The sequence below is a fragment of the Desulfofalx alkaliphila DSM 12257 genome, assembly GCF_000711975.1.
Taxonomy (GTDB): Bacteria; Bacillota; Desulfotomaculia; order Desulfotomaculales; family Desulfohalotomaculaceae; genus Desulfofalx; species Desulfofalx alkaliphila.
Map to the genome: position 1 here is coordinate 1 of NZ_JONT01000011.1, position 26,677 is coordinate 26,677.

General features: G+C 43.8%; 29 protein-coding genes, 1 tRNA gene and 1 pseudogene. 10 read left to right on the top strand and 21 right to left on the bottom strand.

Annotation, left to right across the window (positions count from 1 at the left end; genetic code table 11):
- Together BR02_RS15750 and BR02_RS0107185 are read left to right on the top strand one after the other, a co-directional pair.
- Positions 1-241 (top strand): annotated as a pseudogene (locus BR02_RS15750) (ISLre2 family transposase); the annotation flags it as partial.
- Positions 242-366: 125 nt separating this feature from the next.
- Positions 367-633: a CPF_0552 family protein gene (locus BR02_RS0107185; RefSeq protein WP_031515650.1), complete on the top strand. Its 267-nt coding sequence runs from the start codon at positions 367-369 to the stop codon at positions 631-633.
- A gap of 73 nt (positions 634-706) precedes the next feature.
- On the opposite strand, the gene BR02_RS0107190 is transcribed toward BR02_RS0107185, so the two are convergent.
- Positions 707-1,894, bottom strand: a complete 1,188-nt coding sequence (locus BR02_RS0107190) for an anaerobic nitric oxide reductase flavorubredoxin (protein ID WP_031515652.1) — start codon at positions 1,892-1,894, stop codon at positions 707-709.
- 41 nt (positions 1,895-1,935) lie between these two features.
- Positions 1,936-2,640: a rubredoxin gene (rd, locus tag BR02_RS0107195; protein ID WP_031515655.1), complete on the bottom strand. Its 705-nt coding sequence runs from the start codon at positions 2,638-2,640 to the stop codon at positions 1,936-1,938.
- 320 nt (positions 2,641-2,960) lie between these two features.
- Here rd and BR02_RS0107200 point away from each other — a divergent pair, with 320 nt between their 5' ends.
- The 3 genes from BR02_RS0107200 to BR02_RS0107210 all read left to right on the top strand — a co-directional run bounded on the left by BR02_RS0107200 (position 2,961) and on the right by BR02_RS0107210 (position 4,554).
- The gene (locus BR02_RS0107200; RefSeq protein ID WP_031515657.1) at positions 2,961-3,362 is read left to right on the top strand and encodes a bacteriohemerythrin; all 402 of its coding nucleotides are present in this window, start codon (positions 2,961-2,963) and stop codon (positions 3,360-3,362) included.
- Positions 3,363-3,491: 129 nt separating this feature from the next.
- Positions 3,492-4,244 (top strand): AzlC family ABC transporter permease, encoded by a 753-nt coding sequence (locus BR02_RS0107205; RefSeq protein WP_031515659.1) that lies wholly within the window; start codon positions 3,492-3,494, stop codon positions 4,242-4,244.
- The gene (locus BR02_RS0107210; RefSeq protein WP_031515661.1) at positions 4,237-4,554 is read left to right on the top strand and encodes an AzlD domain-containing protein; all 318 of its coding nucleotides are present in this window, start codon (positions 4,237-4,239) and stop codon (positions 4,552-4,554) included. The genes BR02_RS0107205 and BR02_RS0107210 overlap by 8 nt, the downstream gene beginning before the upstream one ends.
- Before the next feature lie 23 nt (positions 4,555-4,577).
- Here BR02_RS0107210 and BR02_RS0107215 read toward each other — a convergent pair whose 3' ends face one another.
- Together BR02_RS0107215 and BR02_RS0107220 are read right to left on the bottom strand one after the other, a co-directional pair.
- Positions 4,578-5,405, bottom strand: a complete 828-nt coding sequence (locus BR02_RS0107215; RefSeq protein WP_031515663.1) for an exodeoxyribonuclease III — start codon at positions 5,403-5,405, stop codon at positions 4,578-4,580.
- 59 nt (positions 5,406-5,464) lie between these two features.
- Positions 5,465-5,710, bottom strand: coding sequence for a helix-turn-helix domain-containing protein (locus BR02_RS0107220; RefSeq protein WP_031515665.1), 246 nt, complete (start codon positions 5,708-5,710; stop codon positions 5,465-5,467).
- 129 nt (positions 5,711-5,839) lie between these two features.
- Between BR02_RS0107220 and BR02_RS0107225 the strand changes: the two genes are divergently transcribed.
- Entirely contained in the window at positions 5,840-6,382 is a 543-nt protein-coding gene (locus tag BR02_RS0107225; protein WP_051688185.1) for a DNA adenine methylase, read from the top strand.
- Here the strand turns inward: BR02_RS0107225 and BR02_RS15415 are convergent.
- Positions 6,367-6,464: transfer RNA gene (locus tag BR02_RS15415), tRNA-Sec, on the bottom strand. The two genes, BR02_RS0107225 and BR02_RS15415, sit on opposite strands and share 16 nt — an antisense overlap.
- 80 nt (positions 6,465-6,544) lie before the next feature.
- The gene (locus BR02_RS0107230) at positions 6,545-6,976 is read right to left on the bottom strand and encodes a hypothetical protein (RefSeq protein ID WP_031515669.1); all 432 of its coding nucleotides are present in this window, start codon (positions 6,974-6,976) and stop codon (positions 6,545-6,547) included.
- 198 nt (positions 6,977-7,174) lie between these two features.
- On the opposite strand from BR02_RS0107230, the gene BR02_RS0107235 reads away from it, so the two are divergent.
- Positions 7,175-8,017, top strand: a complete 843-nt coding sequence (locus BR02_RS0107235; protein ID WP_051688186.1) for an ATP-dependent DNA ligase — start codon at positions 7,175-7,177, stop codon at positions 8,015-8,017.
- A 58-nt stretch (positions 8,018-8,075) separates the two neighbouring features.
- Here BR02_RS0107235 and BR02_RS0107240 read toward each other — a convergent pair whose 3' ends face one another.
- From BR02_RS0107240 to BR02_RS0107260, 5 genes are all read right to left on the bottom strand, one after another.
- Entirely contained in the window at positions 8,076-8,474 is a 399-nt protein-coding gene (locus BR02_RS0107240; protein WP_031515673.1) for a (deoxy)nucleoside triphosphate pyrophosphohydrolase, read from the bottom strand.
- A gap of 363 nt (positions 8,475-8,837) precedes the next feature.
- Positions 8,838-9,020 carry a hypothetical protein gene (locus BR02_RS15420; protein ID WP_157834939.1) on the bottom strand — a complete coding sequence of 61 codons (183 nt, stop codon included), beginning with the start codon at positions 9,018-9,020 and terminating at the stop codon, positions 8,838-8,840.
- Positions 9,021-9,105: 85 nt separating this feature from the next.
- The gene (locus BR02_RS0107250) at positions 9,106-9,939 is read right to left on the bottom strand and encodes a 1,4-dihydroxy-6-naphtoate synthase (RefSeq protein WP_031515677.1); all 834 of its coding nucleotides are present in this window, start codon (positions 9,937-9,939) and stop codon (positions 9,106-9,108) included.
- Positions 9,936-10,577: a futalosine hydrolase gene (locus BR02_RS0107255; RefSeq protein WP_031515678.1), complete on the bottom strand. Its 642-nt coding sequence runs from the start codon at positions 10,575-10,577 to the stop codon at positions 9,936-9,938. The genes BR02_RS0107250 and BR02_RS0107255 overlap by 4 nt, the downstream gene beginning before the upstream one ends.
- 33 nt (positions 10,578-10,610) lie before the next feature.
- Complete coding sequence (locus BR02_RS0107260) at positions 10,611-11,774, bottom strand: metallophosphoesterase (RefSeq protein ID WP_031515680.1); 1,164 nt, start codon at positions 11,772-11,774, stop codon at positions 10,611-10,613.
- A 195-nt stretch (positions 11,775-11,969) separates the two neighbouring features.
- On the opposite strand from BR02_RS0107260, the gene BR02_RS0107265 reads away from it, so the two are divergent.
- A complete protein-coding gene (locus BR02_RS0107265; protein WP_051688187.1) occupies positions 11,970-12,593 on the top strand; it encodes a YczE/YyaS/YitT family protein in 624 nt (207 codons plus the stop codon).
- A 58-nt stretch (positions 12,594-12,651) separates the two neighbouring features.
- On the opposite strand, the gene BR02_RS0107270 is transcribed toward BR02_RS0107265, so the two are convergent.
- Genes BR02_RS0107270 through BR02_RS0107290 form a run of 5 tightly spaced genes read right to left on the bottom strand, consistent with a single transcriptional unit; the run spans position 12,652 to position 19,037 of the window.
- A complete protein-coding gene (locus BR02_RS0107270) occupies positions 12,652-14,004 on the bottom strand; it encodes a site-specific DNA-methyltransferase (RefSeq protein WP_051688188.1) in 1,353 nt (450 codons plus the stop codon).
- A gap of 37 nt (positions 14,005-14,041) precedes the next feature.
- Positions 14,042-15,712, bottom strand: coding sequence for an ABC transporter ATP-binding protein (locus tag BR02_RS0107275; protein WP_238442422.1), 1,671 nt, complete (start codon positions 15,710-15,712; stop codon positions 14,042-14,044).
- Entirely contained in the window at positions 15,702-16,550 is an 849-nt protein-coding gene (locus tag BR02_RS0107280; RefSeq protein WP_031515688.1) for an ABC transporter permease, read from the bottom strand. The genes BR02_RS0107275 and BR02_RS0107280 overlap by 11 nt, the downstream gene beginning before the upstream one ends.
- On the bottom strand, positions 16,540-17,460 hold the full coding sequence (locus BR02_RS0107285; RefSeq protein ID WP_238442423.1) for an ABC transporter permease: 921 nt from the start codon (positions 17,458-17,460) through the stop codon (positions 16,540-16,542). The genes BR02_RS0107280 and BR02_RS0107285 overlap by 11 nt, the downstream gene beginning before the upstream one ends.
- A gap of 47 nt (positions 17,461-17,507) precedes the next feature.
- Positions 17,508-19,037, bottom strand: a complete 1,530-nt coding sequence (locus tag BR02_RS0107290; RefSeq protein ID WP_031515692.1) for an ABC transporter substrate-binding protein — start codon at positions 19,035-19,037, stop codon at positions 17,508-17,510.
- Positions 19,038-19,113: 76 nt separating this feature from the next.
- Here BR02_RS0107290 and tsaA point away from each other — a divergent pair, with 76 nt between their 5' ends.
- A complete protein-coding gene (tsaA, locus tag BR02_RS0107295; RefSeq protein ID WP_031515694.1) occupies positions 19,114-19,542 on the top strand; it encodes a tRNA (N6-threonylcarbamoyladenosine(37)-N6)-methyltransferase TrmO in 429 nt (142 codons plus the stop codon).
- A gap of 103 nt (positions 19,543-19,645) precedes the next feature.
- Here the strand turns inward: tsaA and BR02_RS14775 are convergent, their stop codons facing one another.
- The 4 genes from BR02_RS14775 to BR02_RS0107315 all read right to left on the bottom strand — a co-directional run bounded on the left by BR02_RS14775 (position 19,646) and on the right by BR02_RS0107315 (position 25,113).
- Entirely contained in the window at positions 19,646-21,235 is a 1,590-nt protein-coding gene (locus BR02_RS14775) for a copper amine oxidase N-terminal domain-containing protein (protein ID WP_051688190.1), read from the bottom strand.
- Between the two features lie 122 nt (positions 21,236-21,357).
- Positions 21,358-22,638 (bottom strand): 4Fe-4S dicluster domain-containing protein, encoded by a 1,281-nt coding sequence (locus tag BR02_RS0107305; protein ID WP_034639008.1) that lies wholly within the window; start codon positions 22,636-22,638, stop codon positions 21,358-21,360.
- Between the two features lie 85 nt (positions 22,639-22,723).
- On the bottom strand, positions 22,724-22,849 hold the full coding sequence (locus BR02_RS15985; RefSeq protein ID WP_274377120.1) for a hypothetical protein: 126 nt from the start codon (positions 22,847-22,849) through the stop codon (positions 22,724-22,726).
- Positions 22,850-22,926: 77 nt separating this feature from the next.
- Positions 22,927-25,113, bottom strand: a complete 2,187-nt coding sequence (locus BR02_RS0107315; protein ID WP_031515700.1) for a DNA topoisomerase III — start codon at positions 25,111-25,113, stop codon at positions 22,927-22,929.
- Positions 25,114-25,295: 182 nt separating this feature from the next.
- Here BR02_RS0107315 and BR02_RS0107320 point away from each other — a divergent pair, with 182 nt between their 5' ends.
- Positions 25,296-25,493, top strand: a complete 198-nt coding sequence (locus BR02_RS0107320; protein ID WP_031515702.1) for a cold shock domain-containing protein — start codon at positions 25,296-25,298, stop codon at positions 25,491-25,493.
- Positions 25,494-25,589: 96 nt separating this feature from the next.
- On the opposite strand, the gene BR02_RS0107325 is transcribed toward BR02_RS0107320, so the two are convergent.
- Positions 25,590-26,570 (bottom strand): 2-hydroxyacid dehydrogenase, encoded by a 981-nt coding sequence (locus BR02_RS0107325; RefSeq protein ID WP_031515704.1) that lies wholly within the window; start codon positions 26,568-26,570, stop codon positions 25,590-25,592.
- Positions 26,571-26,677 lie beyond the last annotated feature (107 nt).

Below are 26,677 nucleotides of genomic sequence, written 5' to 3' on the forward strand. Positions count from 1 at the left end.
TCTAAAAGCCATGGCAGAACTGCGGGCATATACCAGCAGTGGTGGAAAAGTTAAATTGGAACATTTAAAACGGCTGTGTAATAATACCTATAGTCTAGGCAAAGCTGGTACAGCCAAGATGTGCAATATTTATAAACAGACACAGGAACAATTTAAGAATGTGACGATATTAAACCGCGGGAAAGTAATACCTATGTTTCGATGTTTAAAAGGTATACAGCATGGGTCATTTAAAATCTAAAAACCAAGATGAGTGGTCGGAAAGAAATATCCTACAAAAAGTTGACACCGTCCAGTAAAAAAGAAATGTTCGCAAAATTCGTGATAATATGGTACAATTTTCTAATAAAAGGGGGTAGACAAGCCATGGCAAAAGTTATTATGGGTATTCAAATTGACCAAAGAACTAAGGATGCCGTTACAGTTCAGGAGCTATTAACTAAGGCAGGGTGCAGTATTAAAACTAGACTGGGATTAAATCAAAATATTGCTAGTTGTAAAGCAGAAGATTCATGTGGTAACAAAGGGCTTATTCTGCTGGAATTCTTTAATGGGGCTGAAGAAGAAATCAAAAAGCTAGAAGAAGATCTGGCAAAATTAGGTTCTATTGTTGTTAAGAAGATGGAGTTTTAGAGATTATTTATAAATAATCAAAGAACACGGCGTTTACCTTATAAAAGTGTAAACGCCGTGTTCTTTTATATCACTATGCCTTGGCTATTTTTTTACCATACTCTATGGCAGCAAGTTTCCCATCTTGATCAGGGGCCCAGTGATTTTTTAACCCCTCATCAATCACTTCAAATCCTGCCTTGTTTAATAACTCCGATAACACCTTTGTTGATTCGCCACTCCAACCATAACACCCAAAGGTTGCCGCTTTTTTATTCTTAAAGTTAAGTTCATGCATTAAATGAACAAAGCCGGCAATGGAATGCAAAATGCTTCTATTAACTGTCGGGGAGCCAACAACAACTGTCTTAGATTTAAATACTTCCGTAATTAAATCATTATCATCACTCTTGGCAAGATTGAATACTTTAACCTCTACCTCTTTATCAGCTATTTCAATTCCCTCTGCAATATTCTCGGCCATTGTTTTGGTACCATTCCACATGGTGTCGTAAATAATTGTAATCTGGTTCTGCTGATAATCATTAGCCCATTGGGAATATTTTTCTACAATTTGCATGGGGTTATCTCTCCATATAACACCATGGCTGGGTGCAATGATATCAATTGCTAAGTTTAATGATATAATTTCATCCAACTTTCTTCTGAGTATATGGCTAAATGGAGTTAAGATATTTGCATAATACTTAATAGCCTCTTTGTATAAGTCACATTGATCCACCAAATCATTAAACATTTTTTCAGTTGCATAGTGCTGCCCAAAGGCATCATTACTAAATAATATATTATCCTTGGTGAGGTAAGCGGCCATACTGTCCGGCCAGTGAAGCATTGGCATTTCTACAAATACCAGTTCTTTTCCGTTACCAATATCCAGTTTATCTCCTGTTTTTACTACATTGAAGTTCCATTCTTGATGATACTGGCCTTTTAATGATTTTACTGCGTTAGCAGTACAGTAAATGGGGGTACTCGGTATACGCTTCATTAACTCAGGGAGTGCCCCACTATGATCCACTTCGCCATGATTAACCACTATATAATCTATTTTGTTTAAATCAATTTCTTTAGCCAAGTTGTCGACAAATTCAGCTGCAAAAGGTGACCAGACGGTATCAATTAAAACATTTTTTTCTTCCTGTATCAAATAGGCGTTATATGTTGAACCATTGTGTGTTGAATATTCATCCCCATGAAATTTTTGCAGCTCCCAATCCACTTTGCCGACCCAGTGGACATTATTCTTTAAAGTTTTTTTCATTGCTAATCTCCTTTTATTGAAGTAGTTTTTCTACTCAATTTTTATTCATCAGCTTCAAACTGATCCTTGCCTACACCACAAAGCGGGCACACCCAGTCCGCAGGCAGGTCTTCAAAGGCTGTCCCTGGGGCAATGCCTGAATCGGCATCACCGGCTTCAGGATCATAAACGTAACCGCAAACTGAACACACATATTTTTTTGCCTTATTATCATTTTTTACATTCTCGCTAACATTGGTATCTTCGTCACTTTTTTTGTTAATCATTACTCCTTTTTTTAGTAAATGGTACATGGCATAAGTAATCGGTTCATCTTCTGCCGAGAGAACCTCGGCATTTACTACTTTACCTATAAACAAAGTGTGGGTTCCAATATCCATGCTGTCAATTACCTCAGCCTCCAGCCAACCAATACAGCTTTCTTTAAGGAGGGGAACCCCTGTTTGTCCTATAGAGTATGGTATAGAAGTAAACTTATCGTGATCCCTGCCGGATTTAAATCCAAAGTTGCCTATTAAATCCATGGAGACACTGGTCGGTAATATGTTTATCGAGAATACCTTGCTTTCCTTTATAAATTCGTTTGTTAAGTTGTTTTTATTAATACCAATGGCTACAGTTGCAGGATCTGACGAGATTTGAAAAGCCGTGTTAGCTACTTGGCCATTCAATTTGTCTTCTTTTTTCGATGTTATAACATATAGACCGTAACTCATCTTGTGAAATATTTTTGTGTTTAAACTCATATTAAACACCTCCTAATGTATTATTCTGTATTATTCAAATATTTTTAATGTTCTCCTGCTATATTTTCTAAATATTTCTATATCCCAACTAATATTTGTTTAAAATCTATTAAGTTTGTGCCCAAATCATATAAATTTTAGTCTAAACCGGTTACAAAAAGCCACTAGCGCCAGCAGGAATAAAATAGCTACTGGCGTCTGTTTACTTTCATAACCTCATATCCTGGTATGCAAAATAATACAAAATACGCCCTTTTTCAGGAAATCTATTGAATTAATCCCAAAATATCTATAAAATCTATATAAAAAGGAGGGTTTATATGTCAGTAGTATGGACTCCTAACTTGTCGGTCGGTATTAAACATATTGATGACCAACACAAGGTTTGGTTTGAAAAGGCTAATGGACTGTTTGAGGCCGGAAAAGAACGGAGAGCAAAAGAATACATAGAAACCATGCTTGATTTCTTAGATGAGTATACAAAGCAACACTTTAGAGATGAAGAAGCCTATATGGAAAAAATCAGTTACCCAGAAATTGATGCTCAAAAGAGAGCCCATGCAAGCTTTATCAAAGATCTTGCCAAATTGAAGAGCGATTATAACAAGTCCGGCGGTAATATTCTGGTAATACTTAATGCCAATAAAATGGTTATTAACTGGCTTTCTGAACACATAAAAACCATGGATAAAAAAATAGGCGATTATGCCAAAACTCTTTAGTTAATAACCCTATGAAAAACGGCTGTCCTGCAGGACAGCCATTTTTTATATATGACTACATAATCATTCACTTTACTTATTTAAATCACCATTCTATACTATATAAGAAAAACTATTGGGAGAACATCTATGAAACCTTTATTATCATCCCTGCCAGGTATTCAAGCTGAAAATTCCCGTGTCTTTTATGATGGAATGCGAGATGGCATTCCCATTGGTCTCGGCTACTTTGCTGTTTCTTTTTCCTTGGGCATTGTAGCAAAGAATGCAGGCCTTACAGCTTTTCAGGGATTTCTGGCAAGTGCACTTGTCAACGCTTCCGCTGGGCAATATGCAGGCTTTACATTGATTGCGGCAAGTGCAGCATATTTGGAAATGGTAATTGTCGTATTAATTGCAAATGCCAGATACTTTCTCATGAGCTGCGCCATGAGTCAACGTATGAAACCGGAAACACCCCTACATCATCGTCTTCTAATGGGATTTTATGTTACCGATGAGCTTTTCGGTATTTCAATTGCAAGGCCCGGTTTTTTAAACCCCTACTATACTTATGGTGCTATCCTTGTTGCGGCACCATGCTGGGCAACAGGAACTGCCTTGGGTGTTATAGCAGGCAATCTTCTTCCTTTGCGTGCCGTTAGTTCTCTAAGTGTCGCACTTTATGGAATGTTTCTTGCCGTCATTATTCCGCCTGCCAATAAAAATAAAGTTATAGCCGGTTTAATATTAATTTGTTTTGCATCCAGTTATGCAGCAACTTGGCTACCCTTGGTTTCAAGTCTGTCTGCAGGCACACGAACAATAATTTTAACAGTGGCAATATCTGCAATGGCAGCCTTATTATTTCCAGTTAAGAGAAAGGAAATGGAGAATGACTAATAATATTTACATTTATCTGGCAATCATGGCCGGTGTCACATACGCAATACGCGTTTTACCCCTAACGCTGATTCGAAAAGAAATTAAAAATGATTTTTTGCAGTCATTCCTTTATTACGTGCCATACATAACATTAGCAGTTATGACCTTTCCTGCAATTTTGGGGGCAACGCAAAGCCCCATATCGGGGGCATTGGCCTTAATAATCGGTGTAGTTGCCGCTTGGTTCGGTGCCAGTCTTTTTATGGTATCACTATCCTGCTGTGCAATCGTATTTATCAGTGAACTGTTTTTGATCCCATTGACATAATTTATTCATTAACTATTTATAAACTATAAATCAATTTCAAGTAATATTGGTGTATGGTCTTGCCTTGGCCCTGAGTCAATCATTTCGCATTTAATAACCTTATCGGCAATCCGATCACTCACCAGCCAATAGTCAATTCTCCAGCCAGAATTATTAATTTTGCTTGTTTTAGCACGCTGGGCCCACCAAGTATAAACACCTGTTACATCACCATGCAGGTAACGAAAGACATCTGTAAACCCCTTTGCCAAGAGATTTGTGAAACCTTGACGCTCCTCATCAGTAAAGCCGGCAGAGCGACGGTTGTTATTGGGATGAGCCAAATCTATTTCTTTGTGTGCTACGTTGAAATCTCCTGTTGCAATAACATTCTTCTTTTTATCCAACTCTGCCAGATAATCCGCATATTTTATATCCCAAATCTGACGATCTGCTAAACGATTCAAACCGTCACCTGCATTGGGAGTATAAACCTGTGTTAAGTAGAAATGTTCAAATTCTAATGTAATGATTCGGCCCTCAGCGTCCATGGTACCTGGCGCACCAATAACAGGAAAGGTAACAGATGGTTTTAAATCATTCTTATATAAAAACATGGTACCTGCATAACCCTTGCGGGCCGGTTCTACAGAACTATTCCAAACAATTTCATAATCCGGAAACCTTTCATTCAAAATAGTTAAATGCTTTTTGGTGGGACCGGTACTTGGTAACTTAGTTTCCTGTAAGGCAATAATTTCCGGATTATGTTCTTTAATCGTATCTAATACATTTTGAGATAATAAAGCCCGTGCTGAAACACCTGTTAACGCCGCATTTAATGAGTCAATATTCCATGAAATAAACTTCAATGTTCTTCCTCCTATGAACATAGTCACTTAGTTCGTTAGTTATAGTGAATGGAGCCGGTTTATGTCACTTTCTCTTCATCAAAATTGAACAGTTCCTTTATGTCAATGTTCAACTTGTCTGAAATCACTATTAGAAGCTCCAAGGAGAATTTTTTATCGCAGTTGGGAGCTTCAATTTTTGTTAAGTAACTGCAGCTGATTCCAATTAGTTTGCTAAACTCTTGCTGTGTAAGTTGATTTTTTATCCTTAACTTTTTAATGTTTTGCCCGATTTTTTTATATATTTCGTAATAATCTTTACCCATTGGCTCCACCCTTCAATACTGATAATTACAAGTATACCATATAAGCCAGTAAAACTTCACTATTAGTGAAAGCATGTTATAATACTTATATCCAATTAGAATGGTTTTAAAGCTTCTAGGGGGATTAGCATGATTGATGGTCGGGTTCAAGCAAAACCTTTTGTAAAATGGGCAGGTGGAAAAAGACAACTCTTATCTACCTTTGTAGAATTATACCCCAATAAATTAAAGAAGGGAAAGATAAAGAAATATATTGAACCATTTGTTGGTGGAGGGGCTGTATTTTTTGACTTGGCAAGCCGGTATGAATTTGAAGAAATTATTCTAAATGACATAAATACTATTTTGATTTCCACATATTTTGTCATTAAAACAGATGTAAAAAAATTAATCGAAGAACTGGAAAAACTTCAGAAAAGTTATTTAGAGAAGGATACCCGGGAAAAAGAAAAACTTTTTTACCATATTAGGTCAAGATTTAATGAACTAAAAAGAAGTATTGAATTTAACGGTGAAGGGACAGCCATAACTCAAACACTGGTTATGACATGCTCAGATTGTCATTTTTTAGACAAGGTTTGGATCACAATTCCCCTACGGAAATTATTCTATTTTGGACAAAAAAACCTCCGGAATTCCGGAGGTCTTGATGTTATTGGCGGGAATGTGTGAGAATCGAACTCACCAGGGACGGGACAACCGCCCCACGACTGGTTTTGAAGACCAGGGGCACCACCAGGCACCATCCACTCCCATATCGCACTATAATTTTAATGCTTTTAAAGTTTTCAGTCAAGTTTATAGCGATTACCGATTGTGTCATTAGTATAGTTATTATTTGTCCTTTTCTTCTATACTGTTTAGTAGAATAAACCCAAGAAAGACGGTTAATAGTTTTAAGTCGATATTGCTATATACCAAATAAATTATTTTTTGCACCATATTTCCGGTATAAAAAAAAGAGCCGGCGTAAGCTATTAAGGGGGTCATGCAAATTACCAAGCACGGTAAACCCACAATCATTAGTTTTTTATAATTCACTTTCCATTTCTTCCTTTTAGAAATAAACCGCTCATAAAGTGATAATGAGCCTAATAAAAAGCCAAAGATTAACGGTAAAATAATTATATTTATCAAATGATTAATTATATTCACATTTAACGTAGTGTTCAGTTCGTTTTTTACATAAATATCAAATTGCTGCATGCCCACAATATACCCAAGTATTGCAATTAAGTACAAGGTGTATATTATACATCTATTCATCCCCTATACCTCCTTTCATTAATTGTCGGTCTTGCCAACAGAAAATCCCCTGTATTTATCTTAGATGAGGTGCCCGTCTTTTGTATGCGGTTTTGGTCAACTAACATTATATCAGAAGTCTTTCTTTTTTATGTCTGTTTTCACATATAAATAGCGATTATGGGTTTGGGCACAATTATAAGTGTTAGGGGGTGTCTTATGCTATCTTTTCCGGTAAAACCAATGCTGCTAAAAACTATCAATAAACCTTTTAACGATGATAATTATTTGTTTGAATGGAAGGTGGATGGGGTAAGGTGTCTTTTGCATTTTTCCAATGGCCAAACACGTCTGCAAAGCAGAAACGGCAAGGATTGTTCTGCGGCTTTTCCCGAGTTGCTGGCCCCTGACTTGGCGGCAGAGGAAGCAATTTTAGACGGGGAAATAACGGTTTTAACGGAGGGCAAACCTAACTTTGAAGGGACAATGTCAAGGTATTTATCTTCTAAAAATGCAGTTAATATATCTAAAACTCAGCCGGCCTACTACCTTGTTTGGGATATATTATCAGTGGACGGCCAGCCCTTATTGGATAAAAGTCTGTTAGAACGAAAAGAGGTGTTAGGCGAGGCACTAAAGGATTCAGCAAATATTAAAAAAATAGATTTTATTGAAAGGGATGGGTTAAGCCTTTGGGAAGCCATTAAAAAGCAAGAGCTTGAAGGAATGGTTGCCAAACACAAGAACAGCAGGTACTTGCCCGGCCAGCGCAGTTCTGCATGGTTAAAAATTAAAAATTGGACAGTAAGTGAAGTTAACATTTTTGGCTATAAACCAAAGGACGGCTATGTTTTAGTAGGTAAAGGGGATAAGGTACAGGGCCACGCTTCGGGTATTGGAAAAGAGGAAAAAGCAGCCCTTTTAAAACTGCTTGACCTATACGGTGTTAAAAAGGCCGATGGCATATGGCTGCCGGCCGGTATTAAAGGTTTTGTTAAGTACACTAATATCACCCCAAAGGGTAATTTTCGTGATTGCACCTGGGTTAGCTTTAAAACCTAAAGGGTGGTTAGGCCCCAATGACCTAACCACTTCATTTTCGAGCCTGCGGGCAAAATCATCAGATGGTACAAGAATTGGTTATATTCAGCAGTTTCTCTACAATGGGCACATCTGCCGGAGCAAAGTCAAAATCAGTGAGCCGGTCCAGCGTAACCCATTTATATTCATCATGGACCTGTAGTCTTATGTCTCCGCTTTTCCAGGTGGCCCAGTAGGCCAACAATACAACAATTCCATGTTTATAATGATAGATGCTTCTACCAAAATATTGGCCAACTTCAATTTCAATGTTTAGTTCTTCTTTTATTTCTCTGTAAAGACATTCTTCGGGGGTCTCCCCCTGTTCAATTTTTCCGCCGGGAAATTCCCACTTATTTGCCAGTTTGTCTTTTGAATTTCTTTTGGCAATTAGTATTAAATCATCTTTCTTTATTATCGCTGCTGTTACTTGTGTCATTTATATTTTCTCCTTTTATACGGCTTTTAAGTGGCAAACCTGATTTGTTCCGCCGCAACACTATCTTTTGCATCCGCACCTATTCGGCTTGTCCTTTGGGAGGCAGCAACTTTGACTATTAATATTTCCTTCACTACTCTAAAAATACTTTGATGCTTAGTGGGGCAATAAAAAACTGCCCAAGGCAGTTTTACAGAAAACAAATACAGCAAATTATTAGAATAATAAACAGAATTACAAAGGCAAATACAATTGGCCACCACCATATGGGCCATACGCTGGTTTCCACTTTGGACATCTTGGTTTCCCCCTTTTTTAACAGTATATGTAATTTCATCCAACTTTGTTAAACTTTTGGGGTTTTCAACGCTTTTTTCTTCTAATAGAAGAAAAAAACACCCAAGATAAAAAATAACACGCTCCTCCAAATAAACCAGCAAGTAAACCAGCAAAATTAAGTTCATCGGATAATATGTACTGCAAAACAGTAAAAATCGAGGCAAAGGCTATCGCCCCACATAAACCTTGTTTAATATGGTCTGGCATTTTAAACCCCCTACTAATTCTGTTCCCTTGGCAAAGGTTATTATAAGCAATGGTGTTTTGTCAACCAATACGAGATTTTTTATGTTTATGGGCGCAATTTTGCCAAATCTACCTCTGGTACTAAACCTGCCTGATGAGCCCGGGTTAGCAGTGTTTCTATGGCTTGATAGCCCAGACCTCCTATATTTTCGGTAAACTCGTTCACATAAAGCTTAATGTGCTGCTGTGCCACCTGGTAGGACATCTCCTGGGCATGGTGCATCACATACTGCCGGGAATCTTCCGGATTGGCCCAGGCATGTTTAACCGAGGCTCTAATCCAATTGGCAATGGCTGAAAGATCTAAGGTGCGCCGGGCCACAATGGCACCCAGGGGTATTGGCAGTTTAGTGTCATCCTCCCACCAGCGGCCTAGGTCCACCAACCGGCTAAGGCGGTAATTACGGTAAGTAAAGCGGGCCTCGTGAATGACAAGGCCGGCATCCACCGCTTTGTCCCGTACCGCAGGCATTATTTCATGAAAGGGCATCACTACAATTTCACCCACTCCCCCCGGAACCTCTTGGGCCACCCACAACCGAAAGAGTAGGTAAGCAGTCGACCGTTCACTGGGCACCGCCACCCTTTTGTTAGCCAATACCGTCGGGTCAGATATTTTGTCGGCCGTTAAAACCAACGGGCCACAACCCCTGCCCATTGCACCCCCACAGGGCAACAGTGCGTACCGATCTAACACCCAGGGTAAAGCGGCATAGGAAATCTTCACCACATCCGGCCCCTTGGATCCCGATGCCAAGGTGTTGGTAATATCGATATCGGCATAGGTAACATCAAGCTGTGGTGCACCCGGTATCAGTTGGTGTACCCAGGCATGAAATACAAATGTATCGTTGGGACAGGGTGAAAAGGCTATTTTCATGGCAGCACCTCCAATAACACTGAACAGGCCTTTGTCAGCATTTCTAAAGATTCTTTTATACGCCAGGCGCTGCGATCCCTGGGGCCCACCAGGTTTGAGATGGCCCGAATCTCTATGACCGGAATATTTTTGTTATGGGCTGCCAAGGCCACCCCGTAGCCCTCCATGGCCTCGGCCACGGCACCGGGCACCCGTTCAATGATTTCTGCAGCGCTTTCAGCGGTTCCGGTGACGGTGGACACCGTCAACACCGGGCCGGTGTTAACCGGCAGTTTGGCCCTCTGCAGCCCTTGACTGACTTGTTTAGCCACAGCGGCATCCACGGCAATGCGGCTTGAACCAAAACCCAGTTGGTCTATACTGCAAAAGCCCTGGGGGGTCTCTGCCCCTAAATCGGCGGCCACAATTTCGCTGGCAACCGCCAGCGAACCCACCTCAGCCCGGCCTGAAAAGCCGCCGCCAATGCCGGCACTGACCACCAGGCGGTATTGTTTTGCGGCCAGCTGGCTGGCAGTGGCTGCAGCAGCAGCCGCCGGGCCAACCCCAGACACCGCCACATCAAAGTTTTCATCATTGTTTAGCCCCTGCAGCACCGCATCTCTCTCCACCGGCACAGCGGTGACAATAAGTATACTCATCTTTCGCGCCCCCTCAATTCCACAGCCGCAATACTACTGTTTATTAAAGGTCACCTTAATATTTATTATCTCTGCCTTAGTACCAAGCCTAATCACCGGACCCCAGGTGTTGACACCGGAGGTCACAATCACATGTAGCTTATCTTTTATTAAATGGCCCCTGTCTATTTCAAACATCCTTTGGGTTATCAGATGATTGGGAAATAGCTGACCCCCATGGGTATGTCCGGATAAATGTAAGTCCACACCGTTTTCCTGGGACTCCTTTAAAAATAAAGGCTGGTGGTCTATTAAAATAATTGGTAGTTTTTTATCAAAATCCTTCATCAAAGAGCTTAAATTCTTCCGCCCCGCACCATGCATTTGCCCCACCGTCAGATCATCCCTGCCCACAATGTAAAAACTATCCTGCACTTTGACGTACTCATCCCGCAGCATTTTTACATTGCCGCCTTCAATGGCTGACATAAGGTCATTTATGTCAGCGCTGTTATAGTATTCATGGTTGCCCGGCACACCGTAAACCCCGTATTTAGATTGTATCTTTTGCAGGGTCTTGTCCATTTGCTGCTCTTTAAAATAGTTAAGGTCGGTGTCGACAAGGTCGCCTGCCAAAAGTACCAGATCCGGTTCACTTTCATTTATTTTCGCAACTATTTTCTCCAGTCGCCTCTTATTATTGATATGGTCTAGGTGCAGGTCGGCAACTAAAACTATCTTCAGTTCCTCAAAATTGCCTGCTTCTTTATTAATTACCACATCATAGGGCACCCTTTCAATATTTCTGGCGTTCCAAAGACCGCAGGCAAGCAGCAAGCCAAGCACAATTAACAGGCCGACAGTTACCCCGTGGGGGTTTTGTAAGGCCGGCGGCAAAAAGTTAAAGTACGAGTTCAGTAATTTAATCAACAATATGCCTAATAGAAGCAAAGATAAATAAAAGAGTATTGATAACCAGAAACCGCCAACCCAACTTAATAGGCTGTTGATGCCATGGGGCAAATACCTATTAAGCAGTTTAAGTAAAATATAGGACCAGGCCACAAACCAAAAAAGCAACCAAAATACTTTCTCATTTAGATGTGGAATGTAGCTAAATAAATATTCCCAACAGGTTCTTCCGATAAAGTAGTTAATAACACCGTAAACTATAAAAACGCCTACTATAATAAGGTTTGTCAAAAGGGTATTATTCATTTCTTACCTCTTATTAATAAATTGCCGTGAAAGATCAACAATAATATAATACACTAATTTTTCCAACAATGTATAGGGTTAAATCACCCCTTGTGAACACAAATCTGCCAACTGGCACTTATTGCGATCCTGTGTTAACATTAAGATTGGCTTTATTTTTATAAGTTTTATTTTTATGGAAGGAAGTTGTACCGGATGAAACGCAGCTTTATCTTTTATGTGGTGGGAATTATCCTTTTAACCTTGGGTATCGTATTAACCATTCAGGCAGATCTGGGCACTTCACCCTTTGATGCTTTGCTGGTGGGCTTGTTTATCACCCTTGGTTTTACAATAGGCAGTTGGGAAATAATTGTGGGCCTCACCATGGTGATATTTAATGCCATTGCCATGCGTAAAGGTCTGGAATACTGGGCCCTGGTGACCTCCTTAATTACCGGTGCAGGCATTGATTTGTGGATGTTTTTGTTGGGTGGGCTAATTCAACCGGGCACCTTAATTATGCAGGTGGTCTGCTTTGGGGCCGGTATGGTAATCTCCGGTCTGGGCATAGCCATTTACCTGCATTCTGACTTTGCCCCCAACCCCATAGATCGCACCATGCTGGTAGTTAGTAAGTTAACTAATTTTAACCTGGGTATTTCCCGGGCCCTAATTAACATAGTGCTGGTTATCCTTGCCTTTTTATTTGCCGGGCCCATAGGCATTGGCACACTGGTGGTGGCGGTATTCAGCGGCTACATTATTAAGTTCTTCATACCTTACATCGATCGGATTGAGGGGCACTTTACAAAAAAAGAAGAGTGCACCTCTTCTTGATATCCGTAAAATTGACATGCCGGGGGACGCAGTCACCGCCCCCGGTAAACACCTAAAACTATTTTATCCTATACACCCGAAAGCCGTAATCTATGTCGGCACCTGTTTCTTCCCTTATCTTTTGGGCCGCCCTTCTTATTCTTTCTTTTCCTATTTCACAAATATTGGTGTAGCCGTTTTTATAGGCCACTGTATGCGCGCCGCATTTTTCCGGCAATTGCACCATGATATATTTTCGGCTGCCGCCGTCCAAGGCATTTAGCAGCATCACTGCGTGGGCGGCGGTGGCAGAGCCTGAAAAGAAATCAAGTAACCATAAATTTTTATCTCTCACAGAGGCTATAAGCTTGGTAATTAGCTTTACCGGTTTGGGGTAATCCATTAAACCCTGGACCTGGAACAGTATTCGCTGTTCTTCATCGGCATCTTCGTTGGAACCCCACCCCGAGGCAAATAAATTGTCCAGGTTAATATCTTGGTGGCTCATTTCCTCATCACTGCCCACCCTGGGCAGCAAGTCCTTGAGCTGTTTTTGCCGGGGCTTATTGACTATTCGGCGAATGTAGAGATCCCTGGTGATATAAAGCTCATTTTTTTGGGCAAATTGCTCCATTAAAGACTGTGTATAGCGCCAGTTGCCTTCAATAAGCACATCTTCAGCCAGTTTGCCGTCTTTAATTACTAAATCAGAATGCAGCACAATGCTCATGGTGGTATCAGAAATTACCGTTCCTGTGGGCAGGAAATAGTTTTTTTCTTTATACTTGCTGGCTATCCCCTTTGGTATTTTGCGTATTTCCCTTTTGTTCTGGGCATTGATGCAGGGATAGGTTTCCGGTCTTTTATTAATTTCACCGATTAAGCCTTCAAACCGCCCCTTATTTTTACAGTAAACCAGCAGGTATTCTTTAACATTGGTAATGCTTTTACGTAAGAAGGAGCCTTTTTTCTTCTTTTCCCACACTAAAATAGCGACAAAGTTTTCTTCCTTAAATATTTCATCGCAGATAATTTTTAAGTTGGCAATTTCGTTGTCGTCGATACTGATAAAAATAACACCGTCTTCGGTCAGCAGCTGCCGGGCCAATATAAGTCTGGGATAGATTAAATTGAGCCAGTGGCTGTGGTTATCCCTTTGCTGTTTAAAGTTGTTTTTATACACAAAGTCCTTAACATTGTTATAGGGGGGGTCGATGTAAATGCACTTTATTTTGTTGGCATAGGACTGCCGCAATAGCTTTAGTGCCTCAAGGTTGTCTCCTTCAATGTAAAGGTTTTCGGTGGTGGCCCAATGGCTGCTGTCCTCCTTTACCGGATACATCTTCTTACCTGTGGGGCTGTGTGCCGCCAGTAAGGCCTCTTCTTTACCGGGCCAGATTAGTTGGTAACTTGCTTCATTTCCTTTATTCATAATTTCCCCTTTATGCAATCAGTAATTGTAAAATCTATTAAACAAATAACCGGGCAGCACTTTGTAACAGCTGTTTGGTATATGCCCTTTGGGGCTTAGAGGTGATATCTGCCGCCCTGCCCTCTTCTACTATTTTACCTTGGTGCATCACTGCAATGCGGTCGCTGACCTTTCTGGCCAGGGCCAAGTCGTGGGTGATAAAGAGTATGGCCAAGCCGTACTTTTCTTGTAAACTGAGCAGTAACTTTAACACCTTAGCCTGTACACTGGCATCCAATGCCGAGGTAGGTTCATCGGCTATTAACATTTTGGGCTTGACAGCCAGGGCCCGGGCAATGGTCAGCCGCTGTATTTCGCCACCGCTTAAATGGTGGGGGTAGGTATGTAAAAACTCTTCTTCTGTGGGCAGTTCCACCTCTTGTAAACACTGTTTTACCCGGGCCAGCCGTTCCGGGGCAGTGCCCACCTTCTGCACATCCAAGGGCTCCCTTACCGCATCAACCACCATACTGCGGTGATTGATGGCATCCAGGGGGTGCTGAAAAATCATTTGTACCCTCTGATAAAATCCCCGGTCCCTTTTCTTTATTTCTTCACCCTCTAACAAAATCCGGCCCCGGTTGGGTTTTTCCAAGCCCATTACCGTGTATGCCAGGGTGCTTTTACCGGAGCCGCTGGCACCCACCAAGCCCAGTGTTTCCCCTTCGTATAAGGTTAAGTCCACACCATTTAGTGCCGCAACTCTACCATAGTGTTTTGTTAATCCCTGCACCTGCAGCAAGGGAACCACACCGCCCCGGTGGCAGGCCAGCATACCCTTACCCACCGGCACCAGCGGGGGTATTTCCGTGAAACAAGGGGCCACCGTCTGGGTGCAGCGGTTGCTAAAACAACAGCCCCCTGTTTCTTTTATCATTTGCCCTTTAATGCCCACCAGATCCTTTGTGGTATCCATATTGGGATAGCAGCGTATCAAACCCCGTGTGTAGGGGTGCCTGGGCTCTTTAAACACAAGCTCTGCCGGCCCTGCCTCCACTATGACACCGTTATAGAGCACCAGCACCCAATGGGCCACCATGGCAGCGGCAGAAAGATCATGGGTAACCAGCAAGAAAGATTTTTTACCCTTCAAACGGCACAGCTGGGCCAGTATTTGCCCTTTGGTCACTGCATCCAGCGAGGCGGTGGGTTCATCCATTATCACCAGCCGGGGCTTGTTGGCCAGGGCCATGGCAAGGCTGACCCGCTGTTTTTCCCCGCCGCTCAACATATGTGGGTAATGCCGGTGTTTATCTTCGTCTAATCCGGCCTCAATAAGCAGCCGCCGGGCATGTAAAAAGGCCTCATCCCGCATCATTAGCCGGTGGGCTATCACCGGTTCAGCCACCTGGTCAATGACCGGCAGCACCGGGTTTAGGGAATTCCACATATTTTGAAAGACAAATGATATTTTATTCCAGCGCAACTGCCGCATCTCTTGTTCACTGAGGGATAATATATTTTGACCGTTAAACAGTATTTGGCCCGTCACCTGTGCCCCTTCGGTTAAGCGGCCAATGGCCAAGGCCAAGGACGTTTTACCGGCACCGGATTCGCCAATCACCGCAACTGCCTGGCCCGGTGCAATGTTAAAACTGATCTTATTTAGTACCTGTTTTTTGTGATAACGCAGTGATAAATCTTTTACCTGCAGCATGTTATACTTCACGCCCCTGCACACCTAAAGGACGGTCCAATACCGCTTCCATCCCGTAGGCAAGATATGTAATGGCCAACACGGTAACAGAAAGGGCGGCACAGGCAGGCAGCAGCCACCACTTCCAAACACCTAAATAACTAAAGTTCACAGCCTGGTAAATAATGCTCCCCCAGCTGATTAAGCCCGGGGATGTGATGCCTAAAAAAGACAGGCCGGCCTCGGTAAGAACGGCCCGTCTGGCCCCTTGAATAAAGCCCGCCGCCGCCACCGGTCCCAAATCGGGCAAAAGGTGTTTAATAAATACCGCCAAAGGGCCGGAGCCAAAGGTATAGGCCGCATAAACATGGGTACGCTCCTTTAGGGTGAGCACCTGGGCGCGTACTATTCTGGCCCCGGCAGGCCAGCCCACCGCCACCAGCAGCAAAATTAATGAGGGTATGCCCGGCCTTAAGTAGGCAGCGGCCAAGATTATAATCAGCACCGGGGGAATAGACAGCATGGCATCGGTGATGCGCATAAACACAGTATCACACCGGCCCCCCACCATGGCAGTGGCACTGCCCAGTACAAGCGCCGTCAGGGTTGATAGCAGCGCCACCCCAAAGGCCACCGCCATGGAGGTGCGCGCCCCGTAAACAAGCTGACTAAAGATATCCTGGCCCACATCGTTGGTGCCCAGCCAGTGCCGCTCACAAGGAGCCTGCAGCACATGGCCGGAATATTGCCAAGGGTCATGGGGCACCAGGTGGGGGCCCAGCAATGCCGCCAAGAGCACCGTCCCCAACAGTGCCATCCCCAGCCGGGCGGCCTTGTTATTGATAAATAATTTTAGGTAATTAAGGTGCATAGACAACCCTCGGGTCTAATTTAGTATAAATAATATCTAATAAAAAACTGACGGTGAGCACCGACAGGGTCACCACCAAAAAAACTCCCTGTATTATGGGATAGTCCCTGGCCATAAGGGCGGTATGCATTAACAGGCCTATTCCGGGATAGGAAAAAATCACTTCCACGAATAACACGCCGGTGGCCAGCCGGCCCAGGCGCATGCCGGTGCCGGTAACCACCGGCAGCAAAGCGTTCCGTCCGGCGTGACGGTAGCGCACCAGCCGGGGGGAAAGCCCCTTGGCCCGGGCAGTAAGTAAAAAGGGCGCCTTTAACACCGTAACCATGGTGTTGCGGGTGAGCATAAAGGTGCCTGTTAAACCGGCAATGGTTAAGGTGGCCAGGGGCAGGGCCAAATGATGCAGCACATCGAGCACCAGGGCCAGGCCGCTAAGCCCTCCGTAGGGAGTAACTGCCCCTGCCAGGGGAAACCAGCCCAGGGTCAGCCCAAAGACCAGCAGCAGTAAGGTGCCCACCACAAAATCGGGCATGCCGCTTAAAAGCATCACCCCGGTGAGCAGGGTCATATCCTTTTTTCCGGCCCGGTTCCACCCCGACTCCACACCCAGTATAAAGCCAATTGCGGTGGAAAGTATTAAGGCTCCCCCGGCCAACAGCAGGGTCCAGGGCAGAAAACTAAGGAGTACCTCGCTGACCGGGGCTTGATAATAAAAGGAGTAGCCCAAATCCCCTTTGGCCAGGTTGCCAATATAGGTAATAAACTGGCCTGCCAGGGGCTGGTCCAGTGCAAAACGCTGTGTAAGCTCTGCCTTTAGTTGGCTGTTGCCTTGCACATGTACCTCCGGGCCATAAATGGCTGTTATGGGGTCGCCGGGCAATAATCTGGGCAGTAAAAAGTTTATGCCCAAAATGAACAGCAGTGCAATTAGATAGTTGATGACAATGACACCCCTGATTAAAGTTTACTTTCTATAAAAGCCATTTTGTTTAACGGCAGCGGCACGCCAACAGCTATACCGCCTTTGGTATAGTATAAAGGCAAACTGCCGTCATGGGCAAAATACCAGCGCGGATAATATAAACTTAAAGCGGGAACTTCTTCGGCGTAAATGCTTTGGGCCCGGTTAATTAACTCCCTTCGTTTTTCTGCATCCATCTCACCCAGCTGTTGCTGCAGCAACTGCACCAGCTCAGCATTGCCGTCATAGCGGGCACTGTTAAAACCGTCATCTAAAATCAATGTTCTCAACACATCGGGGTCACCGCCCAGGCCGCCGTGACCGGTGACGGCCAAATCAAAATCCCAGTTGTTTATTTTGTTATCCACCGATTTTTGTTCCAAACTCTTTAACTCCGCCTTTATGCCCACTTGAGCCAGTTGGGAAGCTATAATCTCGCCGTCCCGGGCAAAGCGTTGGGATACCAGCAATTCCAAAGTCAGCGGCCGGTGAGGCCCAAAGCCCAGTTCTGCCAACAGTTGCTTTGCCTTAACCCTATCATGGTGATACTGGGTCACTTGGGGGTTGTGCCAGGGGTTGTCCGGCGGCAGCATCCCTGCCAACCCGGCCTGACCATGCCCCCGGGCCACCACCTGTACCAGCTCCTCCCGGTCTATGGCATGGGCCAGCGCCCGGCGAAGCCGGTTCTCGTTAAAAGGCTCCTTGGTATGGTTAATCATCAGCCGATGGTTCCAGTACAAGGGTCCGGATATGACATTGAAGCCCTCATCTGACAGTGGGCCGGTCATTTCCGGCGGAATTTCCGCCGCATTAATTTCCCCCCGGCGCAGGGCTGCCGGCACCACATCCTTGCTCATTTTGACAAATTGCAGATTTTCTATCAGCGGCCGGCCCAGGTAGTAGTTCTCGTTGGCGGTATATAAATAACTGCCGTGCTCCCTACTGTAATCAGCCAGCTTAAAGGGGCCTGTACCCACCAAGGCCTGGGGCTGCTGATAATTCCAAGGGTCAGCAACATCCTGCCAGAGGTGTTCCGGTATTATGGGCAAGGTGCCGGCCACATCTTCTAAAAAAGAAGCCCTTGGTTTTTCCAGCACTATTTTAACATCATATTCATTTATTACCTGCACACCGGCTACATCTGAGATATCTGCAAATACAAAGGGATGTTCTTTAAAATAGTTAAAGGTAAATGCCACATCCTTGGCGGTGAAGGGTTTTCCGTCATGCCAGCTAACACCTGGGCGCAGGGTAAAAAGGTAGGCCTGTTCTTCTGCCATGTATTCCCACTTTTCTGCCAGGGCAGGCACAAATCCCTGGGCATCCTTCCAGATTAGTGTATCAAAAAGTAAACTCATCCGCACATAAGCCGGGCCCCGGGCATATATGCCATGGGGGCTTGGGTAGCCCCAATCACCGGTCTCATCGGCCACTGTGTAGGTGTCAGGCCTGCCGCCACCGCAACCAAACAGAAGGGTGAGCAGCAATAGACATGTAAAAATTTTGAAAAGTCTTTTAGCGGACATATTTAACCACCCTTGAATATGTTGTATAATCTTTTTAATAAGCAGCCCAGCCGGGCAAAATTTCGGAGGTAGTAAAATGCAGCTCTACCCCATTGGAGTAATCCATTCCCCTTATAAAACAAAGGAAGAGGCACCTAAGCAGGGGCGTTTTTCTGATCAGATATTTACGCTGGAGATATTTAATCAATATGTTGACGGGTTGAAGGATATTTCTAACGCCACTCACCTGATTGTGCTTTACTGGCTACATCTGGCAAACCGAGAAAAGCTGCAAACCAAAACTCCCTTTAGTGAAGAAATAAAAGGGGTTTTTGCCTGCCGCTCTCCGTCCCGGCCCAATCCCATTGGGGTAACAATGGTTAAGCTAATTTCAGTTTCAGAAAACAAGCTAAGGGTACAGGGTTTAGATGCCTTAGACGGCAGCCCCCTGTTGGATTTAAAACCCTATTCTCCGGCAATAGATTCTTTACCGGAAGCTAAAATGCTAAATCACCCCCATCCATAATAACCCAATAGTTAAAATATGTAAATGCGCCCATGCCGCTGTTTTTTAATGAAGCAGACAACAAAACACGCCTTGCCGGAAGAGGCAAGGCGTGTTTAATTCACTAATAATTAATATGCACTTGGTTTCCAATCATTTCAACGGTGGCCCCCAATTGTTCAGCCACAAATCTTACCGGCACCATGGTGCGGCCATCTTCAATAAAGGGCACCACGTCTAAAGACTTGTCTTCCCCATTGACCTTGAAGGAATTTTCACCGATATGCATCTGAATAACTTTATCACCCTTGGTGATGCACACCCGGTTTGGTTCCACCCAATCAACGGCGCCACCCAGTTCTTCCGCTACAAATCTCACCGGCGCCACGGTGCGATTGTCTTTGATATAGGGATTTATATCAGTTATCATAATATCACCGTTAACCACTAAAATAAGTTCATCTTCAGCCGCAATCTCTTCAACGATAGCCGTGAGTATTAATTCATTGAGATCCAGACTGTTTTCTTCAGTTAGTTGAGGTGCAGACAGTGATATGTGGGGGTCTATTTCAGCCACTGAATTGATGTTTACCACCACATCCAGCATGGCCATATTGTTAGCGGTTTCATAGGCCTGTACACTGATTTTATCCTTGCCTGTTCCTTGCTTGTCGTCATATTGATATTCTTGCACCCAGGCAAAGTTAACTTCCAGGTTTGACGGAATGTTTTTGTGGCAGACGGTGAAGTTAAGATCGCTGCTCCGGTTCTCCGGCGCACCGTCGGCGGTGATAACAAATTCAACGCTGCCTAAATTCATTTCTTCAGCATCACTGTAACTAACCAGTAAATTAAACTCACTGTTGCCGCCGGGCAGTATGGGAGTCTGATAGTAAAGCTTTTCAATGGTTACGTAAGTGCTGACTTCTCTGATTATTTCTTCCTTGGGCATTCCACTGATACTGTTAATTATTTCTTGCCTCAATTCTTCCTCAGAAACACCCATCTCTTCAAAGGCAGTCCCATTCATTTTCACAAGGATGTCAACAAAACGATTGGTTTCCTTTTCCAATTTTGTCAGCAGGTTAATCAGTGTGTCTTCAAATCCCTGCTGATCCAGTTCAATTATTATATGGCCGCCCTTTATGCTGAAATACTGCTCAGGCACCGCTTCAATCATAAAGAGCATTAATTCAATATATTCCTTAGGCAATGTTTGCTGTTTATAGCTTTGCATTTGCTCCCACATGCTGGTCATTTCTTTGGTGGGTAAATACAAATACTCTGTGCTTGGTTCAAAGGGCATTGGCTGATCCGGAGCAAGGTACTGCTGAACAATATCAAACAATGCTCTTTCAAGAATCAATTTATCCTCTGTGATGTACATGTCAGTGCTGTGTTGTTTACCTAAAAAGTCAGTTAGCAAATTTAATTTCATTGTTTTGTTGGGCTCGTCCAGATAGTAAATAAAGTCTACTTTAGATCCGGTAAAATCAGGCATCCCTTGAGCCAGCGCTCCGGCAAACTTTTCCACCTCAAGGTTGGATTCGCCCCTGGACTTGTTGTAAAACTCAGGGTTAATACCCAGGTCAAACACCTTGATTTTGCCAATTAATGCATCCTTCGCCGATAAGTTCATGGCCCCTGCGCCCATTGCCAAAGCCAGGCACAATACCAGGGTTAGCACCATGATTAGTGGTCTTTTAAATCTCATGCTTTTCCTCCTGTAATTAATTTTTTGTCCATAAGTATTTTAACATAAAAGCTTGTGTTAAACATCACTAATTCACTTGAAAAAATTACTTGGCTTGGGCCAAGGGCTTACCCGGCTAAGATCTATTTATTGCTCAGTCTGCCAATTAATTTGTCTAAATACACCGACTTCATTTGTTTGCTGGCCATAAGCTGCTTTATTGGCGGCAGCTTTAATATTGCTGATAAAATGGCGGCCATTGCCCGGTGGCTTTGAAAAGCTTGGTTATCAAATATCAGCTCTTGCAGTTTGCCCCTCTCTATGGCCATTAGCACCACCCGGTGCACTGAGTTTGCCGGGGTAATTACCCGCCGGCTTCGGCTCTTGAGCGAAATACAGCCCAAGGAACAATTCCTTACACATACACCGCAGCCCAGACAAATGTTTTCGTCCACCCGGGCTTTTTTCGTTCTTTTCCCAGCCACACTAATTTCTTCTATATTAATGGCATTTATGGGGCACACCTGGGCGCATTTGCCACACCCGGTGCAGCTCTTATTATTGATATGGGGCAAAAAGTTTGTGGTGTGCACCGGCTGCAGCATGCCAAATTTTTTAGCCACCACCAGGGCTTCACAACAGCAGCCGCAACAGTTGCAAATAAAACTTACATCGTGTCGCACGTTCTCTCCGCATTGCACCAAATTGTTTTCATAGGCCATATGCAGCAACTCTAAGCCCTCGGACGCATCCACCCGCCGGGCAAACTGATGCCTAATAAGGGAATGGGCTGTATTGTTAAAGGTCATGCAAATGTCCATGGGGGCATTGCATGCCGTACCCAAATGTTCTTTTTTATGCCTGCAGTAGCACATGCTTATACCGATATGTTTGGCGGTCTTAATCACATGGCTGGCCCGTTCGTAATCTAACACATGGATGGCATTTTCATTGGTTAAGACCCGCTCTTGCACAAATACCCTGCCCAAGCGGGTTTCACTGCCAAAGAACAAATCCTTAATAAAGTCTTCTTCCTCATTTAGATATTGATAAAAGAGCTGACTTAACAGCTTCTGGTCAATATCCCCCCTGGTTCTCATCAAGGCAAATTCAAAAAAGCCGGCCATGGGGGGCGGCAGTATATATTTAGTGGTGCCCTTATAATCGGCATCCAATAGAATTGCCCTGGAGGTCAATTGCTCTAATATTTGCTGGGCTTCTTTCTCGCTCATTTTCCATATTCTAGCTGCCTTTTTGGCACTAAAGGGCTTGATGGGTAATTGGGCCACCAACTGGGCCTCTTTTTCGGTAAATAAAACGGCCAGTATTTTATACAATGTTTCGGAGGGGGGTGCCCCTTGGGGAAATCTGTTTAATCTTTCCTGCAGCTTTTTATAGCTGGCCCTAGCGGTATGGTGAGCCATGGTCAGTATCCTTTCTTTTGGTTTTATTCCATTATATACCATAAATCCTCTTTTACAAAAAGTAGGGCCGGGCTTTTATCTTAATTTATTTTCTGACCAACCGATTAATAATGTATTTGCCAAAGGGCCCCTTTATTGACGGCATTAAATAGGCGTTCACCAGCAACTCTATGGACTTTATTATTCTAACCTCTAAAGGTTTTCTGAACATGTATATCACCCACCTTTATCTGTGATTATTCTTATAGTATTAAAGGGGGGCAATATATGTTCAGGCCCTTTACTTATTTATTTGAGTTTTAATTTTGCCAGGGCGTCGGCCAAAGCAGTGTTTATTGGCTCATCCTCAATCTTTTGCTGCCGCTGAAGGAATTTCTGCACATCTCTTTTGGACACATTACTCTTTTCATTTTTCCTTCTGTCGTTAAAGGCGGTTAATTTCTCACGATAGCCGCAGCCGCAGACAAATATTTGTCCCTCACCTTGGCCGTACAGTTCCAGCATTTTACGGCAGTTTGGGCACCTGGCCTTGGTGGTTTTACTGACGCCTTCTCTGTGACCACAGTCCCTATCCTGGCAGACCAGCATTTTGCCCCTTTTGCCCTTCACCTCTAATAAAAACTTGCCGCAGATCGGGCACCTATTGCCGGTTAGGTTATCATGTTTAAATTTTCCCTCACTGTTTTTAATTTCATTGACGGCGGCTTTGGCATAGGCCTTCATGTCATTTATAAATTTGTTTTTGTTCAGGGCTCCCTTCGAGATAGCTTCCAGCCTTTGCTCCCATTGGGCAGTCAGGGCCGGAGACTTCAAATCCTCTGGCACCAGTTCTAATAGCTGCCTTCCCTTGGAAGTAATATAAATATGCTTGCCTTGTTTTTCAATTAAAAAGTTATTAAAGAGCTTATCAATAATATCGGCCCTGGTGGCCACCGTGCCTAAACCCCCGGTTTTACCAAGGGTTTTAATAAGGTCTTTACTTTCACCGGCCATATACTGAACCGGATTTTCCATGGCAGCCAGTAAACTTCCTTCGGTGAAGGGCTCCGGCGGCTTAGTCTCACCCGTGGTTTGCGATACCGATAATACCTTTAAGCTGTCCCCTTTTTTCACAGGGGGCAGCAATTCTTCTGAAATTCCGTCCCCATCATCTTCTTCAAAGTTGTAGTCGTATACTTCCTTCCAACCTTGGGCCAGTACAGTTTTACCCCGGCAGACAAAGTTCTCATGGCCTATGACTGCCCTAACGGTAGTTTGCTGATACTCAAAGGGCGGAAAAAACACCGCCAAAAACCTTTTTACAACTAAGTCATAAATCTTTCTTTCCCTGTCGTCTAAGTTATCCAAATATGTCCCTTGTTCAGTGGGAATAATGGCATGGTGGTCTGATACCTTGCTGTTATCAACGAAGTGCCTGCCTGCCTTAAGAGTGTTTTTCAGCACTTGGTTAGCCAGTTTAGCGTACCCCATATGGGCACAAGCCTCAACCCGATCCCTTAGGGTGTCCACCATATCAGTGGAAATATATCTGGAATCTGTGCGGGGGTAAGTCAACAACTTGTGCTGTTCGTACAGCCGCTGCATTATCGACAGCGTTTCCTTTGCCGAGTAGCCAAAAAATTTATTGGCATCCCGCTGCAGGGTGGTTAGGTCGTATAAGTGCGGCGGGTGGATTTTTTTATTCACCTTATCCACCGCGGTAACTTGGGCATTTTTATTGCTCAGGGTATTTAAAATTTCCTGACACTTATGCTGATCAAAAATTCTTGTATCCTTTGTTTTGCTGTGCTGCCAAACCAGCTTGAGTTTGTCTGTGACAGCAACAAGGCCGTAATACTGCCGCGGCTTAAAATTTTTAATTTCTTCATCTCTTTTTAATACCATGGCCAGGGTAGGCGTCTGCACCCTGCCGCATGAAAGCTGGGCATTATATTTACAGGTCAGCGCCCTGGTGGCGTTAATCCCTACCAACCAGTCAGCTTCAGACCGAGCCACAGCAGAGGCATATAGGTTTTCATAATCTTTACCGTCCCTTAAGTTGTTAAAACCATCAACTATGGCCTTGTCGGTAACCGAAGAAATCCACAGCCTCTTAATGGGTTTTTTCACCCTGGCCTTTTCAATAATCCACCGGGCCACCAGTTCCCCTTCCCTGCCCGCATCGGTGGCTATCACAATATCTTTCACGTCTTTGCGGTTCATTTGGCTGCTTACGGTTTTAAACTGCTTACCGCTTTGTTTAATAACCACCAATTTAAAATACGGTGGGATTATGGGCAGGTCTTCCATGCGCCAAGAACTGTATTTTGCATCATAGGCCTCCGGATCAGCCAGCGTCACCAGATGGCCCAAGGCCCAGGTAACAATATATTTTTGTCCCTCTAAGTAGCCGTTTCCTTTCTGATTGCACCTCAGTACCCTGGCTATATCCCTGGCCACCGATGGTTTTTCAGCTAGTACCAGTGTTTTTCTCATTTTATGGACCCCTTCTGAATTGTGCTATTTTTTTCTTCCTTTAACAAGTTAGTATAACACATTTTTCTCAACCTAAAATAAGCGCCTCTAAATTAGCCAATAATTTCCTAGTAACTTAGAATGGCAAAGTGTCAATAATAAATAATAAAATTAAAAGACTATTAGGGAGGACGTAAAAGCTAATGCAAGGAACTGTAAAGTGGTTTAATGCCGCAAAGGGGTTTGGGTTTATTGAAAGCAGCGAAGGTGAAGATATTTTCGTTCATTTCTCAGCAATACAGGTGGATGGATTTAAAACTCTGGAAGAGGGACAAAGGGTTGAGTTTGATATTGTTGAGGGCAGTCGCGGTTACCAGGCAGCCAACGTGGTTCCGCTGTAAGATAAATATATAAAATATAGAGGGTGCCCCAGGGCCTTAAATTGAGCCGGGGCACCTTCTTTTCCCTCTTAAATTTTACCGCCCTTGGAAAGGCGATCATCCCTTTAGAAGGTCCACATTAACTAAGTTTGGTGGAGTCTTGCCTGCCAGCGCCTGCAATAAATTTTCGGCTGCCAAATTAGCCATGGTCATTCTTGTTTTTTTACTGGCACTGCCAATGTGCGGAAGGGCAACTACATTGGGCAGTGAAAGCAAAGGATTATCCAAGGGAACCGGTTCTTCTTCAAAAACGTCTAAACCGGCAGCCCAGATTTCGCCCTTTACTAGGGCATTATACAAAGCCTTTTCATTAACAATTCCACCCCGGGCAGTATTTATGAGAACGGCTGTTTTTTTCATTAAGGATAATTCACGTTTGCCGATTAAATTTACCGTTTCCGGTGTAAAGGGCGTCATTATAACCACAAAATCTGATTCCTTCAGCAATACATCCAAGTCAACATATTCTGCATTCAGTTCTTTTTCCACAGCCGGTTTCCGGTTTCGATTATGATAAATTATCCTCATATCAAAGCCCTTGGCTCTTTTTGCAAGTGCTTCCCCAATGCGCCCCATACCGATAATTCCAAGGGTGGCACCGTATACATCCTGGCCGGTAAGCAGCATCGGAGACCAAGTTTTCCATTTACCCTCACGCAGGAAGTCCGATGATTCTACCAATCTGCGGGCAGTTGCCAGCAACAGGGCAAAGGTTAAGTCAGCGGTGGTTTCTGTTAACACACCGGGCGTATTTGTTACCATGATGCCCCTGGCAGTGGCAGCCTTTAAGTCAATATTGTTAAAGCCAACGGCCATATTGCTGATTACCTTTAGATTTTTGGCCTTGCTGATCAAGGCCTCATCAATATTGTCCGTCAACAGGCTGTATATGCCGTCCACTTCAACAACGGCCTTTTCCAACACCTCATATGGAACCGGAAGGTCTTCCTGCTCCCATAGGGCCACCTCACAGACTTCACTGATTAAAGCCAAGGTTTCATCGGGAATTTTTCTGGTGATATAAACTTTTGGTTTCAAAAAAGTCACATCCTTTTTATATATTGTGGACTTGTTTTATGCTTCAATGTTCACCACGGACCCGCCCCATCCCTATCCAGTATAGCCCATAATACAAATACGGGCAC

What these genes read in the sequence shown, in the direction of transcription:
- BR02_RS0107185 (WP_031515650.1), top strand. Translation starts at nt 367, where the DNA reads ATGGCAAAAGTTATTATGGGTATTCAAATTGACCAAAGAACTAAGGAT.
- BR02_RS0107190 (WP_031515652.1), bottom strand. Translation starts at nt 1,894, where the DNA reads ATGAAAAAAACTTTAAAGAATAATGTCCACTGGGTCGGCAAAGTGGAT.
- rd (WP_031515655.1), bottom strand. Translation starts at nt 2,640, where the DNA reads ATGAGTTTAAACACAAAAATATTTCACAAGATGAGTTACGGTCTATAT.
- BR02_RS0107200 (WP_031515657.1), top strand. Translation starts at nt 2,961, where the DNA reads ATGTCAGTAGTATGGACTCCTAACTTGTCGGTCGGTATTAAACATATT.
- BR02_RS0107205 (WP_031515659.1), top strand. Translation starts at nt 3,492, where the DNA reads ATGAAACCTTTATTATCATCCCTGCCAGGTATTCAAGCTGAAAATTCC.
- BR02_RS0107210 (WP_031515661.1), top strand. Translation starts at nt 4,237, where the DNA reads ATGACTAATAATATTTACATTTATCTGGCAATCATGGCCGGTGTCACA.
- BR02_RS0107220 (WP_031515665.1), bottom strand. Translation starts at nt 5,710, where the DNA reads ATGGGTAAAGATTATTACGAAATATATAAAAAAATCGGGCAAAACATT.
- BR02_RS0107225 (WP_051688185.1), top strand. Translation starts at nt 5,840, where the DNA reads ATGATTGATGGTCGGGTTCAAGCAAAACCTTTTGTAAAATGGGCAGGT.
- BR02_RS0107230 (WP_031515669.1), bottom strand. Translation starts at nt 6,976, where the DNA reads ATGAATAGATGTATAATATACACCTTGTACTTAATTGCAATACTTGGG.
- BR02_RS0107235 (WP_051688186.1), top strand. Translation starts at nt 7,175, where the DNA reads ATGCTATCTTTTCCGGTAAAACCAATGCTGCTAAAAACTATCAATAAA.
- BR02_RS0107240 (WP_031515673.1), bottom strand. Translation starts at nt 8,474, where the DNA reads ATGACACAAGTAACAGCAGCGATAATAAAGAAAGATGATTTAATACTA.
- BR02_RS15420 (WP_157834939.1), bottom strand. Translation starts at nt 9,020, where the DNA reads ATGCCAGACCATATTAAACAAGGTTTATGTGGGGCGATAGCCTTTGCC.
- BR02_RS0107250 (WP_031515677.1), bottom strand. Translation starts at nt 9,939, where the DNA reads ATGAAAATAGCCTTTTCACCCTGTCCCAACGATACATTTGTATTTCAT.
- BR02_RS0107255 (WP_031515678.1), bottom strand. Translation starts at nt 10,577, where the DNA reads ATGAGTATACTTATTGTCACCGCTGTGCCGGTGGAGAGAGATGCGGTG.
- BR02_RS0107260 (WP_031515680.1), bottom strand. Translation starts at nt 11,774, where the DNA reads ATGAATAATACCCTTTTGACAAACCTTATTATAGTAGGCGTTTTTATA.
- BR02_RS0107265 (WP_051688187.1), top strand. Translation starts at nt 11,970, where the DNA reads ATGAAACGCAGCTTTATCTTTTATGTGGTGGGAATTATCCTTTTAACC.
- BR02_RS0107270 (WP_051688188.1), bottom strand. Translation starts at nt 14,004, where the DNA reads ATGAATAAAGGAAATGAAGCAAGTTACCAACTAATCTGGCCCGGTAAA.
- BR02_RS0107280 (WP_031515688.1), bottom strand. Translation starts at nt 16,550, where the DNA reads ATGCACCTTAATTACCTAAAATTATTTATCAATAACAAGGCCGCCCGG.
- BR02_RS0107290 (WP_031515692.1), bottom strand. Translation starts at nt 19,037, where the DNA reads ATGTCCGCTAAAAGACTTTTCAAAATTTTTACATGTCTATTGCTGCTC.
- tsaA (WP_031515694.1), top strand. Translation starts at nt 19,114, where the DNA reads ATGCAGCTCTACCCCATTGGAGTAATCCATTCCCCTTATAAAACAAAG.
- BR02_RS14775 (WP_051688190.1), bottom strand. Translation starts at nt 21,235, where the DNA reads ATGAGATTTAAAAGACCACTAATCATGGTGCTAACCCTGGTATTGTGC.
- BR02_RS0107305 (WP_034639008.1), bottom strand. Translation starts at nt 22,638, where the DNA reads ATGGCTCACCATACCGCTAGGGCCAGCTATAAAAAGCTGCAGGAAAGA.
- BR02_RS15985 (WP_274377120.1), bottom strand. Translation starts at nt 22,849, where the DNA reads ATGTTCAGAAAACCTTTAGAGGTTAGAATAATAAAGTCCATAGAGTTG.
- BR02_RS0107315 (WP_031515700.1), bottom strand. Translation starts at nt 25,113, where the DNA reads ATGAGAAAAACACTGGTACTAGCTGAAAAACCATCGGTGGCCAGGGAT.
- BR02_RS0107320 (WP_031515702.1), top strand. Translation starts at nt 25,296, where the DNA reads ATGCAAGGAACTGTAAAGTGGTTTAATGCCGCAAAGGGGTTTGGGTTT.